Genomic DNA, 15,361 nt, shown 5'->3' on the forward strand with positions numbered 1-15,361 from the left:
AAGTATGGAAGAAGAAAAATATATGCGCCGCTGCATTCAACTGGCTCAAAACGGATTATGCAATGCCGCCCCCAACCCGATGGTGGGTGCAGTAGTCGTATGCGACGGAAAAATTATCGGTGAAGGATATCATGTACGTTGCGGTGAAGCGCATGCCGAGGTCAATGCAATCCGCTCTGTCAAAGAGCCTTCACTGCTGAAGCGCTCCACAATCTACGTCAGCCTGGAGCCTTGCTCCCATTATGGAAAAACGCCGCCTTGCGCCGACCTCATCATAGAGAAGCAAATTCCTCGCATCGTGATAGGCTGCCAAGACCCGTTTGCCAAAGTAGCAGGACGAGGAATCCAAAAGCTGAAAGATGCGGGGCGGGAAGTCACCGTCGGGGTGCTGGAACAGGAATGTAGAAATTTAATCCGCCGCTTTATTACATTTCATACCTTGCATCGTCCATATATTACGCTGAAATGGGCGGAATCCGCCGATAGATACATCGACAACTTCCGGGAAGGCGGAAAACCGGTTATCTTATCCAATCCATTGACTTCCATGCTGGTACACAAGAAGCGGGCGGAACATAGCGCCATTATGGTAGGCACACGTACAGCCGAACTGGACAACCCCGGCCTGACGGTACGCAATTGGCAGGGACGGTCGCCCGTACGAATCGTTATAGACAGAAAGCAAAAGCTCTCCCCCGAGCTACATTTATTCGATGGAAATGTCCGTACGCTCGTATTCACGGAGAAACCGCATTCTCCACAATCCAACATTGAATACATTCCCATCGACTTCCGGCAGAATATATTGCCACAAATCATGGAGTATTTGTATGCGCAAGGACTGCAATCGCTATTAGTTGAAGGCGGAAACATCCTGTTACAGTCTTTCATCGATGCGGAATTATGGGATGAAGCGTTTGTTGAAGAGAGTCCTTCAATGCTGTTTTCCGGTGTTAAAGCACCTGAAATAGGCGATAAAATACCTTATGCCAACGAACAATATTTCGGTAGAAGTTTTCGACATTACACCGCTGCAAGATTAAGCTAACAGCCTTATTCAAGGGCATTTTTATCGAGAAAAACAGCCATATTATCTATAATTTTATATAAAACTTGCCGATAAAGCTGTTTATAGAAAAAAATGTTCCTATTTTTGCAACTTGTAAATAAACACTATCTTTCAAATGAGAATAAAGTTTTTAGCAATAATCGCGAGTTTTCTTTTTGTATCAATCGCAATAAGCTCGTGCCTTGACTCTGACGATACAGTAGAACTAAGCTCCGATGCAACGGTACATGCTTTTGGCATCGACACCGTATACGGCAAATATTATAAATTCACGATAGATCAACTAAGCAGAGAAATCTATAATCAGGATTCATTGCCAATTGGAGCGGATACGATTATTGACCGCATATTAATCGATACATTCACCGTAAGCGGCTGGATTACTTCGAGAGATGAAATGAACATCAACGGCGACACGATATTCAACAAAGCCGATTCGGTAGACCTTAGAAAAGCGGTAAACAATGAAACCGGAATGAAGTTTAAAGTACATGCTCCGGACGGCGTTACTGTAAACGAGTATACTCTCAAAATCAGAATGCATAAGCAAGACCCGGACTCTTTGGTATGGAACCTTATGAGCTCTCCTCTATATGTGCCCGCTCCTGCAAGTGGTCAAAAGGCAGTATTATTCAATAACGAATTATGGGTATTCACTCAAGATGCGGCATATAAAACGGCTATACAACCTGATGAAAACAATAAATATCCAAGCGATTGCAATTGGACGAAAGAAGCATATACAAGCTTCCCCAATAATGCCCAATTAAGTTCTCTTGTAACCCTCAGTGGAGATAACGGGCAAAAGCTATATATTGTTACGACAGCTAACACCGTATATTCCTCTTCCAATGGAAGTGATTGGAACGAAGAAAACCGCTTTGGGAGTGATGTCCAAGCATTGATAGCAAGTTTCCCTAATATCCTTACCGTTATTACCAATAATGACGTTTATACCACTAAGGACGATGGAGTTACTAAAGAGTCTGGTGAATTCAGCGGTACAAACTTTCCTACTGAAAACATATATTCCACCAACTTCGAATCTAACTACCAGCCTCAGGTTATGATAGTAGGCAAGTCCGGCAATGACCAATCAGAGCAAACAGTTCCTTGGGTTTCCTCTAATGGTAGCTATTGGGTTCCACTTAATAATACAGCCTATAATGTATATTGCCCTAAACTCGCTAACCCTGTTGTGATGTACTACGGTGAAAACTATTACATCTTCGGCAGTAAAGAAGAAAACAAGCTTGATGCCATTTACACTTCTGTTGACGGCATATCCTGGCGTAAAACCCAAAGAAAATTCTTGTTAGACAAAGATATGACAGAAATAACCGCCCCCTATTCCATTGTAGTAAATGCCCCCTATATCTGGGTAATCTTCGGCGGCAACGGAAGCACAAATGCAGTTTGGCGCGGCCATCTCAACAAGCTGATGTCGGCCGAAGTGCAGTAATCTTATTATTTCTGTTTCCCTTATATATAAGGTATAAAACGAGAATAGTAACCAAGACAAGAGATGTAAGTATAGAAAGATGCTAAATAAAGAAGAACTTGATTTAAGCCGAATTCCACAACACGTGGCAATCATCATGGACGGTAACGGACGTTGGGCAAAGCTGCGTGGACAAGAGCGTAGCTTCGGACACCAAGCCGGTGCCGAAACTGTGCATATCATTGCAGAAGAAGCGTCAAAATTAGGCATCAAATATCTGACTTTATATACGTTCTCCACCGAGAACTGGAATCGTCCTTCTAATGAAGTCGCTGCATTGATGGCGCTTCTTTTCGATTCTATCGAAGAAGAAACTTTCATGAAGAACAATATCAGATTCCGAATCATCGGAGACCTGACCAAGTTGCCCGCCAACGTGCGGGAACGCTTGGAAACGTGTGTCGCGCATACCGTCAACAACACAGGAATGTCTCTGGTACTGGCTATCAGTTACTCATCCCGTTGGGAAATAACGGAAGCGACCCGCCAAATTGCAACTCTAATACACAAAGGCGAATTAACTCCCGGACAGATAGACAGCAATCTGGTATCCCAGCATCTTACCACCAGCTTTATGCCCGATCCCGATCTGTTGATACGTACGGGCGGAGAAGTTCGTCTAAGCAATTACCTGCTTTGGCAATGCGCTTACTCGGAGCTTTATTTCTGCGACACCTATTGGCCGGACTTTCGTGAAGAGGAACTTTACAAAGCCATTTATGACTATCAGAAGCGTGAACGCAGGTTCGGAAAAACCAGTGAACAAATCAGTTGACCGAACAAACACAAATTGTAAAATAGTAAATTGTAAAATAGTAAATAAAAAGATGTACTATCGTATTTTCTCCATACTCGTAACGTTTATCTGCCTCTTTAGCTGTGTACCGACCAGCTCGGCACAGGACATTAGCAACACCGATGAAGCCGAAAAGCCGGTTATTCTTTACTCGGGAACGCCTAAGAAATATGAAATAGCAGATATAAAGGTGGTTGGAGCCAAGAATTATGAGGATTATGTAATCATCGGTCTATCCGGTTTGTCAAAAGGCCAGACCATTACCGTACCCGGTGATGAGATAACGCAAGCTTGTAAACGTTATTGGCGTCACGGTTTGTTCTCTGATGTACAAATCACAGCAGATAAAATCGAGGGCGACCAGATTTGGCTTACAATCCATCTGACAATGCGTCCCCGTGTTTCCGATATCCGTTATCACGGCGTGAAGAAATCGGAACGTGAGGATTTGGAAGCCAGAGTAGGTTTGATTAAAGGTAATCAGATTACACCGAACTTGATAGACCGCGCTAAGACGCTGATAAAGCGTTACTTTGACGACAAAGGTTTCAAGAATGCCGATGTCATCATCACCCAGAAAGACGATCCCAACAATGCCAATCAAGTCTTGGTCGACATCAACATCGACAAAAAGGAGAAAGTAAAAGTACATAAGATTACCATTACCGGTAACCAGGCCATCACCACCAAGAAACTAAAGCGCGTGATGAAGAAAACGAATGAAAAGGGAAAGCTCCTTAACCTGTTCCGCACCAAGAAGTTCGTTGAAGAAAACTTTGAAGCTGATAAACAGCTGATTATAGATAAGTACAACGAATTGGGTTATCGTGACGCCATGATCGTAAAAGACAGTATCAAGCCTTATGACGACCGTACGGTAGATATTTCCATGGAAATCGAAGAAGGTCAGAAATACTACTTGCGTAATGTAACCTGGGTCGGTAACACCCTTTATCCTTCCGAGCAATTGAATTTCCTGCTTCGCATGAAGAAAGGTGACGTCTACAATCAGAAGTTATTGGAAGAACGTACCAGCACAGATGAAGATGCAATCGGTAACCTCTATTATAATAACGGTTATCTCTTCTACTCGCTCGACCCTGTGGAAGTTAATATCGTAGGCGACTCCATCGACCTGGAAATGCGTATCTTCGAAGGCCGCCAGGCTACCATCAACAAGATTAGCATCAATGGTAACGACCGCCTATACGAAAATGTAGTTCGTCGTGAACTTCGTACCCGTCCGGGACAGTTGTTCAGCCGTGAGGACTTGATGCGTTCCATGCGTGAAATCCAGCAAATGGGACACTTTGACCCTGAACAAATCCAACCGGACATTCAGCCGAAACCGGAAGACGGTACGGTAGATATCGGCTATGACCTCGTTTCCAAAGCAAACGACCAGGTAGAATTCTCTGCCGGTTGGGGACAAACGGGTATCATCGGTAAGTTGAGCCTGAAGTTCACAAACTTCTCCGTTGCCAACTTATTGCATCCGGGTGAAAACTATCGCGGTATCCTGCCGCAAGGCGATGGACAGACGCTGACTATCAGCGGACAAACCAATGCCAAATATTATCAGTCATACAGCGTATCATTCTATGACCCGTGGTTTGGAGGCAAGCGTCCGAATGCGTTCTCGGTATCTGCGTTCTACTCTCGTCAGACAGACATCAGCAGCCGTTACTATAATTCGGCATACATGAATAACTATTACAACAGCTATTACAGCGGCATGTACGGTTATGGTATGTACAACTACGGTAACTATAACAATTACGAGAACTATTACGACCCGGACAAATCCATTCAGATGTGGGGATTGGCCGTGATGTTCGGTAAGCGTCTGAAATGGCCAGATGACTACTTCCAATTTACAGCAGAGTTGTCCTACCAACGTTACATCCTGAGTGATTGGCAATACTTCCCTGTTACCAACGGTAAGTGTAACAACCTGAGTATAAACCTCACCTTGTCACGCAGCTCTATCGACAATCCGATTTATCCGCGTCAAGGTTCCGAATTCTCGCTGTCGGCACAGTTGACACCGCCTTACTCCTTGTTCGACGGTACAGATTACAGCAAATACAGTACCAGCAGTCAGGACGACATGAACAAGATGCATAAATGGATAGAATACCACAAGTGGAAATTCAAATCCAAAATATACATCCCGTTAATGGACCCTATCAGCGTAAAACGCACTCCGGTATTGATGGGACGCGTAGAGTTCGGTTTGTTGGGACACTACAACAAGTATAAGAAATCTCCGTTCGAAACCTTTGACGTAGGTGGCGACGGTATGACAGGATATTCCAGCTACGCAACCGAAAGTATTGCCTTGCGCGGATATGAAAACAGCTCTCTTACTCCTTATGGATACGAAGGCTATGCATATACACGTCTCGGTCTGGAATTAAGATATCCGCTGATGCTGGAAACAAGTACCAGTATTTATGCGTTGACTTTTGTTGAAGCCGGTAACGCTTGGCAAGATGTAAACAAATTCAACCCGTTTGATTTGAAACGTTCTGCTGGTGTCGGTGTCCGCATCTTCCTTCCTATGATTGGTATGATGGGTATCGACTGGGCTTACGGTTTCGACAAAGTATTCGGAAGAAGTGAGTACGGCGGCAGCCAGTTCCACTTCATCTTAGGACAAGAGTTCTAATTTGTTTAACTAAAACCAGAACGTTATGAGAAAGAGTTTATTAATCATGTTTCTGCTGTTTACCGTAGGTATGACAGCCAATGCACAGAAGTTTGCCCTGATTGACATGGAATATATCTTAAAGAATATCCCGGCATACCAAAGTGCAACCAATGAGTTGAACCAGGCTTCCAAACAATGGCAAAGCGAAGTTGAAAAGCTGGGCAAGGAAGCCAAGAGTTTATACGACAGCTACCAGGCGTCTATCAAAACCCTTTCCGAAGCACAAAAATCAAAGAAAGAAGAAGAAATTGTTGCCAAAGAGAAATCTGCGGCGGAATTACGTCGTAAATACTTCGGCCCGGAAGGTGAGCTTTTCAAAAAGCGCGAAGCGTTGATGCAACCTATTCAAGATGAAATTTATGAGGCCGTAAAGGAAATATCCACACAGAAAGGTTACGCCGCAGTAGTAGACCGTGCATCCGCATCAAGCATCATCTTCGCTTCTCCAAGTATTGACATAAGCAATGAAGTGCTTGCAAAATTAGGATATTCAAATTAATTTCATACATTTGCATCCTATACAAGGAATAATCATTCAAAATAAATAATAAACATTATGCTTAAAAAAATCGCACTGCTCGTAGTTATGTTCGCTCTCCCTTTGGGAGCTATGGCGCAAACTAAATTCGCTCACATGAACTCTCAAGAAGTTATTATCACCATGCCGGAATATACAAAAGCTCAAGCCGACTTGGATGCTATGTCTAAAGAGTACCAAACGGAAATGCAGCGTACTCAGGAAGAGTTCAATAAGAAGTATCAAGAATTCTTAGCACAAGCTGACTCACTGCCGAAAAACATTGCCGAAAGACGTCAGAAAGAATTGCAGGATATGGCACAACGCCAGGAACAATTCCAACAAGAAGCTTATCAGTCTATGCAAAAGGCACAGCAAGACGCTATGGCTCCTATCTATAAGAAATTGGACGAAGCCATCCAAGCGGTAGGTAAGGCTGAAGGTGTAATATATATCTTCGACTTGGCTCGTACTCCGATACCTTATGTAGGTGCACAAAGTGTAGATGTAACCGCTAAAGTTAAGACACAACTCGGTATCAAATAACATCGGTATCAAATAAACCGCATACCTCTAAACGGGGAATTCATCGAAAGGGTTAAGCTGCAAACAGCTTAACCCTTTTTTTATATCCTATCACCTTTTATCCCCGTACCAAGTTCTTCGGGTACTTCTTCGGAACAGCCATCCTTGCCAATGTGGTTCTCGGCTATGTAGCCGAAATGGCAGGCTGGGACTGGACTTTCATACTCCTGCTTATTGCTTGCGCCTTGTCCATTTTGTTGATGTCTTTTACGTATAAAGACGAGAAAGCATTGCTTGCAGAAAGAAACAAACGTTAGAATTTTAAAATCGTCCTTCATGGTAAGCATGGCGCGCTTACTGTATAGTATTAATTAATCACAGGTTGATTGACAGGATTGGAATATGCGCCGAACTAATCCTGTTAATGAACCGCTATCGACAAAAGTATGAAAAAACACTTTTACACACACTTGGGGAAACACTTTGTAAAAATGGCATTTGTTTCCGTGTTAGGTTTGATTTCTGTATCCTGCTCCGATGATATACGGACGGATGGATTTTCAACCAATGACATCCCAGAACTGCTACCCTTAAGTAATGTACAGAAAGAGATTCTGGCTTATCTTCCAAAAGACTGTATCATCGCCCATCGCGGTACCGAGTTTTGGGCTCCTGAAGAAAGTGAAGCCGCCATGCGCTGGGCACGTAACATGGGCGCGGACTACCTTGAATGTGACGTACAGCGTACTAAAGATGGAGTTGTACTCGCCCTCCACGATGAAAGCTTACTTCGTACAACCGATGTAGAAGTTATCTGCCCCAATCGTCAGAACGATTACGTAAGCGCTTTTACGTATGAAGAACTGTTGAAACTTGATATCGGTTCATGGTTTAAGGATGCTAATCCGGAACAGTGGCGGGAATCATTCAGAGGACTCGAGATTATCACAGTACAAGATGTTATTAAAATTGCGGAAGGTTATCGTTTTAAGCGTTGGGGTAAAGATACCAATGGTGTACTGGATGGTCATCGTTATGGCGAACGCATGTATGACAAAATACAGCTTCCCGATGGAAAAGTTAAATATGACTTTAAGTATGTAGAGGATGAAGCGGACAACGGTAACCGCCCGGGTATCTACGTGGAAACCAAATCACCGTCACTCTTCAGTGGAGTAGAACAGGATTTACATGATATCTTCGTGGAATATGGCTGGTATCACGACGACATCAACCAATTGAAACGGGTTCCTTACAAAAACAATACACCGGGGTTGGTTGATATTGCTAATACACCGGCACGTATCGTTTTGCAGACATTCTCCGATCCCAGTCTCAAAAGTTTCAATTCTGTGTTTAAGCGTACCATTCCTTATGCATACCTCTATGCAGATATGGAATCGACCCCTGCTACTTATGCGCGCCTTATCAACTTTGCTATTGAAAACGGTGCCACGATTATGGCTCCCAATATTGACTATGTTACCGGTTATCCAAGCAGTCTGAAAATATGGCAAGGAGAAATGATACGTCGGGCAGGCATGGATATTCATGCATGGTCATTCAATACCAATGAGCAATATTTGGCTTATACAGGTCCTTGGAGTGATCCAAAGGGAGAAGGCGGTGCAGATAAAAACTATCTGGATATGTCATTTACCAACCTGACAGATTTATGTATCCGGTATTATAACGATACAATGCAAAAATACAAGGACGCAGGCAAGAACTATTTCCGTGACCAGACTCGTAACAGACATGCCGGTAAAGGTACAAAGACCGCACAGCAAGTGCTTGATGAGTTAGGCTACTAAATATCAACCAATTATAATAAAGACAATCATGAAGAAATATATTTTCCCGTTACTGGCTTTCGCTCTGCTGAGTACACAGAGCTGGGGGCAAACGAAGCCCACTGAGGCACAGACAGAACTCAATGCTTATATGGATGACGGTTTAGTGACATTCAAATCTCAGGACGGACAGTATAGTTTCCGCGTCGGCGGACGATTAGCGGTAGACGGTGCATATTACATCGATGACTATACAGACCGCAGTTCAGGTGCCGATCTGTCTTCGGCCCGTATACGTATCTTCTCCAAATTGGGTAGTAAACTTGATGTGAAGTTCGATATTGACTTTGCTTCCGGCGTATCTATCAAAGATGCCTATTTGCGTTGGCACACAGACCGTGCCGGCTTCTTGCGCGTCGGTCATTTTGCCGAACCGTTTTCTGCTGAAAACATAGCCAGTACATTCGACTATAACTTTATCAATAAGTCCGCCACCAACGAAGCCTTCGCACCCGGACGTGCTTTGGGAGTTTCCTACCGTCATTACAGTAACTATCTATGGGGCGAAGGTGGAATTTTCTCTCAGAAAATAGGTAAGTCTCATTCCAATGGTGATATGGGTTGGGGCGTAACAGCTCGTTTGCTGGCTCGTTACATCGGTGAAGATTGGGCTGTTCATGCCGGTGGAGCTTTCAGCTATCGTATTCCTGACGCCAACGGGTTCGCCAATGGCAATGATGACTATAACCGCTCCGTGATACTTGCGTCTTCACTGGAATCCGCCATTGATAAGACAAACATGCTCTATTCTAAAGTCAATAATGTTAAACAGACTTTCAAGTATAACATAGAGGGATTGGCTACTTGGAGAAATCTTTATCTGACAGGCGAATATACACATGGAAAGTATGTACGCGAAAGAGACTGGGATTATAACTTCCAAACATCACTCGGTACACTTATGGGTACCTTTACCCCTACACCGGAAATCTACAAGTCATTTTTCGGTCCTGATACCAACGCGGAATTCAGCGGCTATCAAGTACAGGCAGGTTGGTTGATTCGTGGCGGTAACTACCGTTACAACAAGGTAGATGCCTTGATGAACCGTCCCGGCAGAAATTCTCTCGAACTGATTGCCCGTTACAACCATACCGACCTCAACTATATCGAGCCGGGTAGCATCTTCATGAACGGTAAATTCTACTCCAATGAGATGATGGCGAGTTGGGGTATGGCCAATACCTCCGTCGTAGGTGGTGTAGCCAACACCTTTACAGTAGGAGTAAACTACTATTTCACACACAATATCGCTATGAAAGTCAACTATTCTTATGCGCATCTGGACCAACAGTACAGCGATGCTTTCAGATATGACAAGAATTTACACACATTGCAAATGAGATTGCAGCTCGAATTCTGATGCTGTAATTAATTTAAACTGTCCCCGTCACATGAGCACATGTGATGGGGATACTTAATTAGGAATCTCCTCATGTAAAGTATGAATTAAAGACGGAACGGCAAAAGGTAGAATTGCAGTATCACAAAATTTGTGCAATCCGTGCCCTATCCTCACAAATTACATTATCTTTGCTGCACACTATACTCTTAGCGTCAGAAAGATTGTATGAAACAAAAACTACCATCCAGTCCCGGTCCTATCGGTGTATTCGATTCCGGATACGGTGGGCTTACTATCCTGAGCAAAATACGGGAAGCCCTACCGGAATACGATTATGTCTATCTGGGTGACAATGCCCGCGCTCCCTACGGAACACGTTCGTTTGAAGTTGTCTATGAATTCACATTGCAGGCAGTCACAAAACTGTTTGAAATGGGTTGTCACCTGGTAATTCTTGCCTGTAATACGGCATCCGCCAAAGCTCTGCGTAGTATCCAGATAAACGATTTGCCACATCTCGACCCGGCACGCCGCGTATTGGGCGTTATCCGCCCTACTGTGGAATGTATCGGTAATATAACCCGTAGCCGGCATGTCGGAGTTCTTGCCACAGGCGGAACAATCAAGTCCGAATCCTATCCTTTGGAAATACATAAACTTTTCCCCGACATCAAAGTCAGCGGAGAGGCCTGCCCGCTATGGGTATCACTTGTAGAGAACAACGAAGCGCAAGGAGACGGAACGGATTACTTCATCCGCAAATATATAAACGAACTCCTGGCCAAAGACCGGGAGATAGACACCGCTATTTTGGGTTGTACACATTATCCGATACTATTGCCTAAAATCCGGCAATATATGCCTGATGGTATCACCATAGTATCACAGGGAAAATTAGTGGCGGACAGTTTGAAAGATTATCTCCGCCGTCATCCCGAAATAGATGCAAAATGTACACAAGGCGGCGAATGTACTTATTATACTACAGAGGCGGAAGAGAAATTCGTCGAATCTGCATCTATCTTTCTGAATGAGGCGGTCACGGTACAGCGTATCGAGTTGTAGGCACAAATTGCCTGACATTAAACATTAAACCGAAAAAACTTGTTATATTTGTAAAACAAGAACTCTAAATTCATACCATTATGAAAGAAGAAGATAAAAGCAAGCTCATCGAAGTGTTCAAAGGATCGCTTTGGGAAGCTGAACTTGTAAAAAGTTTGCTGGGAAACAATGACATCGAATCAACCTTGAAAGATGGGATGGTAGTCAACATCGTCCTGCCCGAGACTGCTGTCGATGTAGCAGTGCTCGTCAATGAAGCGAATTATGAAGCAGCCATGGAGGTTGTTCGCTCATACGAAAAGAAAGAAGACGGAGATTAAACTTCCCACACCGGGAAACACACAAATATGGAACAACAACTAACGAGAATTGCTGTCAAAATAGGCAGCAATGTATTGACACGCCGTGATGGCACATTGGACGTAACCCGTATGTCCGCCCTTGTAGACCAAGTGGCAGAACTGCACAAGGCAGGCGTAGAAGTTATCCTCGTTTCTTCCGGAGCCGTAGCATCGGGACGAAGCGAGATACATCCCACCAAAAAGCTGGATAGCGTAGACCAACGCCAGTTATTTTCTGCTGTGGGGCAAGCCAAACTTATCAACCGCTATTACGAACTATTCCGTGAACACGGTATTCCCGTGGGGCAAGTGCTCACCATGAAAGAGAACTTCGCCACCCGCCGCCACTATCTCAATCAGAAGAACTGCATGACCGTAATGTTGGAAAACGGAGTGATTCCTATCGTCAACGAGAACGATACCATTTCCGTCAGCGAACTGATGTTCACCGATAATGACGAGCTTTCCGGACTGATAGCCTCCATGATGGATGTGCAAGCCTTGATAATCCTCAGCAATATCGACGGTATCTACAACGGCTCGCCGGCTGACCCTTCATCAGAAGTCATTCGGGAGATAGAGCATGGTAAAGACCTGTCCTCATACATACAGACTTCCAAATCCAGTTTCGGGCGCGGCGGTATGCTTACCAAGACCAATATTGCCCGTAAGGTGGCCGATGAAGGAATTACAGTTATCATCGCCAACGGCAAACGTGACAATATCCTTGTCAATATCCTGAGAAATGAGGAATCAAGAATGAAAGATGAAGAACCTTCATCAGATATGACAGCACAGCACAATTCTTCATCCTTCGTTCCTCATTCCTCATTGAAATACACCCGCTTCATTCCCGCTCCCCAGCCTGTGTCCAGTGTAAAAAAGTGGATAGCTCACAGCGAGGGTTTTGCCAAAGGAGAGCTACACATCAACGATTGCGCCACACAGGTGCTTACTTCCGACAAGGCTGTCAGTATTCTTCCCATAGGCATCATTGATGTACGGGGCGAATTTGAAAAGGACGACATTGTGCGTATCATAGACTTTGAAGGAAATCCGGTGGGCGTGGGCAAAGCCAATTGCAGTTCGGAGCAAGCTCGCGAGGCTATGGGAAAACATGGTAAGAAGCCTGTGGTGCATTATGACTATCTTTATATAGAATAAGTCCGATTAATACCGATTATAATCACTACATTTGCAGAAGTATCAATTAATAAATCACAAAAAATGGATTTAAAAAAGACTTTTTCCGCCGTACAGTATGCCAGTCGCAAGCTATTGGCGCTGAACGACGAAAAGATTAACCAGATATTGCTGGCCGTTGCAGATGCAGCTGAGGAAAGAACAGAGTTTATTCTCGCCGAGAACCGGAAAGACCTGGAACGTATGGATATTTCCAATCCGAAGTACGACCGCTTGAAGCTGACGGCAGAGCGCTTGAAAGGCATTGCAGGCGACATCCGCAAGGTTGCCAAATTACCCTCACCGATAGGACGCGTACAAAAACAGGGAGTGATGCCCAACGGGCTGAAAATAAAACGTATAAGTGTACCTTTCGGAGTAATCGGAATCATCTACGAAGCACGTCCTAACGTCAGTTTCGATGTATTTTCACTCTGTTTCAAGAGTGGTAATGCCTGCATACTGAAAGGCGGAAGTGATGCGGACTATTCCAACCTTGCCATCATCAGCGTGATACACGATGTGCTGAAACGATTTGAAGTAGACCTGCACATCGTGGAACTGTTACCCGCCGACCGTGAAGCTACCGCGGAATTACTGCATGCCAACGGCTATGTAGATTTGATTATCCCTCGCGGCAGTAGCAATCTTATCAACTTTGTTCGCCAAAATGCGACTATCCCGGTGATAGAAACCGGTGCAGGTATATGCCACACCTTCTTCGACCGCTACGGGGATGTAAAGAAAGGGGCAGCTATCGTCAACAACGCCAAGACACGCCGCGTCAGCGTGTGCAATGCTTTGGACTGTCTGCTCGTAGACGGTGACCGCATGAAAGACCTGCCTGCGCTCTGTGCGCCGTTGCAGGAAAGCAACGTAATTATCTACGCAGACCCGTTTGCATATGCCTCTTTGCAAGGCCACTATCCAGCCGAACTGCTGAAAGAAGCCACTGAAGAGGACTTCGGTACAGAATTTCTGGACTATAAGATGGCCGTGAAAATAGTTGAAGGCATAGACAGCGCCATAGCGCATATACAACAGTATGGTTCCAAGCACAGCGAGTGTATCGTAACCGAAGATAAGGGACATGCCGACTGGTTCTGCCGCGAAGTGGATGCCGCCTGTGTCTATGTCAATGCTCCTACTTCCTTTACAGACGGCGCACAGTTCGGATTGGGTGCGGAGATTGGTATCAGTACACAGAAGCTGCATGCACGCGGCCCTATGGCTTTAGAAGAAATCACCACCTACAAGTGGATTATTGAAGGAGAAGGACAGGTAAGAAAGTAATAACGATTAATCACTAAAAAAAGTATGAAGAACTTTACTTGCGTGCAGGACATCGGTAATCTGAAAACTGCACTGGACGAAGCATTCGAAATCAAAAAAGACCGTTTCAAATATGTAGAACTGGGACGTAACAAGACACTGATGATGATATTCTTCAACTCAAGTCTGCGTACCCGCCTCAGTACTCAAAAAGCCGCCCTGAACCTGGGCATGAATGTCATTGTACTGGACATCAACCAAGGAGCATGGAAACTGGAAACCGAACGCGGCGTCATCATGGACGGCGACAAACCGGAACATCTACTGGAGGCCATCCCCGTAATGGGCTGCTACTGCGATGTTATCGGCGTGCGTTCTTTCGCCCGCTTTGAAGACCGCGAATACGATTATAACGAAGTTATACTGAATCAGTTTATCAAATACTCCGGTCGTCCGGTATTCTCTATGGAAGCCGCCACACGCCACCCGCTGCAAAGTTTTGCAGACCTTATTACCATTGAGGAATATAAGAAAACGGCACGTCCCAAAGTTGTTATGACATGGGCTCCGCATCCTCGTCCGTTGCCGCAGGCCGTTCCCAACTCCTTTGCAGAATGGATGAATGCCACGGACTACGATTTTGTCATTACTCATCCCGAAGGTTATGAACTCGATCCGAAATTCGTGGGTAACGCTCGCGTGGAATACGACCAGATGAAGGCCTTTGAAGGTGCAGATTTCGTATATGCCAAGAACTGGGCTGCCTATACCGGCGACAACTACGGACAAATACTGAGTAAAGACCGTGACTGGACCGTAAGCGACCGCCAAATGGCCGTGACCAACAACGCTTATTTCATGCATTGTCTGCCGGTACGCCGTAATATGATTGTAACGGATGATGTGATTGAAAGTCCTCAATCTATTGTGATACCGGAAGCGGCCAACCGTGAGATTTCTGCAACAGTCGTGTTGAAACGTCTGATAGAAGGTTTATAAATAGTACTTTCCCGTAGTCGTAATCTCCGTATCTCTTATGGATGATACGCTTATATACGATACAAAATCTTATTATGGCTTATGTTTTTCTTCGTCCCGCAATTGTGGGATGAAGAAAAACATAAGCCATAAGTGTAACGGTATTTTGAATGTACCAAAAGTACAAAATCAAAAATAGAGGGA

13 protein-coding genes and 1 pseudogene are annotated in these 15,361 nt (G+C 44.6%); all 14 read left to right on the forward strand.

The window, feature by feature from the left end:
• Positions 1-4: 4 nt before the first annotated feature.
• The 14 genes and pseudogenes from ribD (at position 5) to BUB52_RS13490 (ending at position 15,178) form a co-directional block, all read left to right on the forward strand.
• On the forward strand, positions 5-1,048 hold the full coding sequence (ribD, locus tag BUB52_RS13425; protein WP_009121869.1) for a bifunctional diaminohydroxyphosphoribosylaminopyrimidine deaminase/5-amino-6-(5-phosphoribosylamino)uracil reductase RibD: 1,044 nt from the start codon (positions 5-7) through the stop codon (positions 1,046-1,048).
• Between the two features lie 136 nt (positions 1,049-1,184).
• A complete protein-coding gene (locus BUB52_RS13430) occupies positions 1,185-2,531 on the forward strand; it encodes a DUF6242 domain-containing protein (protein WP_009121868.1) in 1,347 nt (448 codons plus the stop codon).
• A 79-nt stretch (positions 2,532-2,610) separates the two neighbouring features.
• Positions 2,611-3,345 (forward strand): isoprenyl transferase, encoded by a 735-nt coding sequence (locus BUB52_RS13435; RefSeq protein ID WP_009121867.1) that lies wholly within the window; start codon positions 2,611-2,613, stop codon positions 3,343-3,345.
• Positions 3,346-3,397: 52 nt separating this feature from the next.
• Positions 3,398-6,037: an outer membrane protein assembly factor BamA gene (gene bamA, locus BUB52_RS13440; RefSeq protein ID WP_009121866.1), complete on the forward strand. Its 2,640-nt coding sequence runs from the start codon at positions 3,398-3,400 to the stop codon at positions 6,035-6,037.
• 25 nt (positions 6,038-6,062) lie between these two features.
• Positions 6,063-6,578: an OmpH/Skp family outer membrane protein gene (locus tag BUB52_RS13445; RefSeq protein ID WP_009121865.1), complete on the forward strand. Its 516-nt coding sequence runs from the start codon at positions 6,063-6,065 to the stop codon at positions 6,576-6,578.
• A gap of 57 nt (positions 6,579-6,635) precedes the next feature.
• Positions 6,636-7,142, forward strand: a complete 507-nt coding sequence (locus BUB52_RS13450; protein WP_009121864.1) for an OmpH/Skp family outer membrane protein — start codon at positions 6,636-6,638, stop codon at positions 7,140-7,142.
• Between the two features lie 107 nt (positions 7,143-7,249).
• Positions 7,250-7,438 (forward strand): annotated as a pseudogene (gene glpT / locus BUB52_RS13455) (glycerol-3-phosphate transporter); the annotation flags it as partial.
• 174 nt (positions 7,439-7,612) lie between these two features.
• Complete coding sequence (locus tag BUB52_RS13460; RefSeq protein ID WP_039950702.1) at positions 7,613-8,935, forward strand: glycerophosphodiester phosphodiesterase family protein; 1,323 nt, start codon at positions 7,613-7,615, stop codon at positions 8,933-8,935.
• 28 nt (positions 8,936-8,963) lie between these two features.
• Positions 8,964-10,337: an OprO/OprP family phosphate-selective porin gene (locus BUB52_RS13465; RefSeq protein WP_009121861.1), complete on the forward strand. Its 1,374-nt coding sequence runs from the start codon at positions 8,964-8,966 to the stop codon at positions 10,335-10,337.
• Positions 10,338-10,544: 207 nt separating this feature from the next.
• Complete coding sequence (gene murI, locus BUB52_RS13470) at positions 10,545-11,384, forward strand: glutamate racemase (protein WP_009121860.1); 840 nt, start codon at positions 10,545-10,547, stop codon at positions 11,382-11,384.
• Between the two features lie 80 nt (positions 11,385-11,464).
• A complete protein-coding gene (locus tag BUB52_RS13475; RefSeq protein WP_009121859.1) occupies positions 11,465-11,704 on the forward strand; it encodes a DUF2007-related protein in 240 nt (79 codons plus the stop codon).
• 27 nt (positions 11,705-11,731) lie between these two features.
• Positions 11,732-12,889, forward strand: a complete 1,158-nt coding sequence (proB, locus tag BUB52_RS13480) for a glutamate 5-kinase (protein WP_009121858.1) — start codon at positions 11,732-11,734, stop codon at positions 12,887-12,889.
• 63 nt (positions 12,890-12,952) lie between these two features.
• A complete protein-coding gene (locus BUB52_RS13485; protein WP_009121857.1) occupies positions 12,953-14,200 on the forward strand; it encodes a glutamate-5-semialdehyde dehydrogenase in 1,248 nt (415 codons plus the stop codon).
• A 24-nt stretch (positions 14,201-14,224) separates the two neighbouring features.
• Entirely contained in the window at positions 14,225-15,178 is a 954-nt protein-coding gene (locus BUB52_RS13490; protein WP_005656370.1) for an N-acetylornithine carbamoyltransferase, read from the forward strand.
• Positions 15,179-15,361 lie beyond the last annotated feature (183 nt).

Source organism: Bacteroides clarus YIT 12056 (assembly GCF_900129655.1).
Classification (GTDB): Bacteria; Bacteroidota; Bacteroidia; order Bacteroidales; family Bacteroidaceae; genus Bacteroides; species Bacteroides clarus.

Excerpts from the sequence above, each read along its gene's own strand:
- ribD (WP_009121869.1), top strand. The coding sequence starts at position 5 with ATGGAAGAAGAAAAATATATGCGCCGCTGCATTCAACTGGCTCAAAAC.
- BUB52_RS13430 (WP_009121868.1), top strand. The coding sequence starts at position 1,185 with ATGAGAATAAAGTTTTTAGCAATAATCGCGAGTTTTCTTTTTGTATCA.
- BUB52_RS13435 (WP_009121867.1), top strand. The coding sequence starts at position 2,611 with ATGCTAAATAAAGAAGAACTTGATTTAAGCCGAATTCCACAACACGTG.
- bamA (WP_009121866.1), top strand. The coding sequence starts at position 3,398 with ATGTACTATCGTATTTTCTCCATACTCGTAACGTTTATCTGCCTCTTT.
- BUB52_RS13445 (WP_009121865.1), top strand. The coding sequence starts at position 6,063 with ATGAGAAAGAGTTTATTAATCATGTTTCTGCTGTTTACCGTAGGTATG.
- BUB52_RS13450 (WP_009121864.1), top strand. The coding sequence starts at position 6,636 with ATGCTTAAAAAAATCGCACTGCTCGTAGTTATGTTCGCTCTCCCTTTG.
- BUB52_RS13460 (WP_039950702.1), top strand. The coding sequence starts at position 7,613 with ATGGCATTTGTTTCCGTGTTAGGTTTGATTTCTGTATCCTGCTCCGAT.
- BUB52_RS13465 (WP_009121861.1), top strand. The coding sequence starts at position 8,964 with ATGAAGAAATATATTTTCCCGTTACTGGCTTTCGCTCTGCTGAGTACA.
- murI (WP_009121860.1), top strand. The coding sequence starts at position 10,545 with ATGAAACAAAAACTACCATCCAGTCCCGGTCCTATCGGTGTATTCGAT.
- BUB52_RS13475 (WP_009121859.1), top strand. The coding sequence starts at position 11,465 with ATGAAAGAAGAAGATAAAAGCAAGCTCATCGAAGTGTTCAAAGGATCG.
- proB (WP_009121858.1), top strand. The coding sequence starts at position 11,732 with ATGGAACAACAACTAACGAGAATTGCTGTCAAAATAGGCAGCAATGTA.
- BUB52_RS13485 (WP_009121857.1), top strand. The coding sequence starts at position 12,953 with ATGGATTTAAAAAAGACTTTTTCCGCCGTACAGTATGCCAGTCGCAAG.
- BUB52_RS13490 (WP_005656370.1), top strand. The coding sequence starts at position 14,225 with ATGAAGAACTTTACTTGCGTGCAGGACATCGGTAATCTGAAAACTGCA.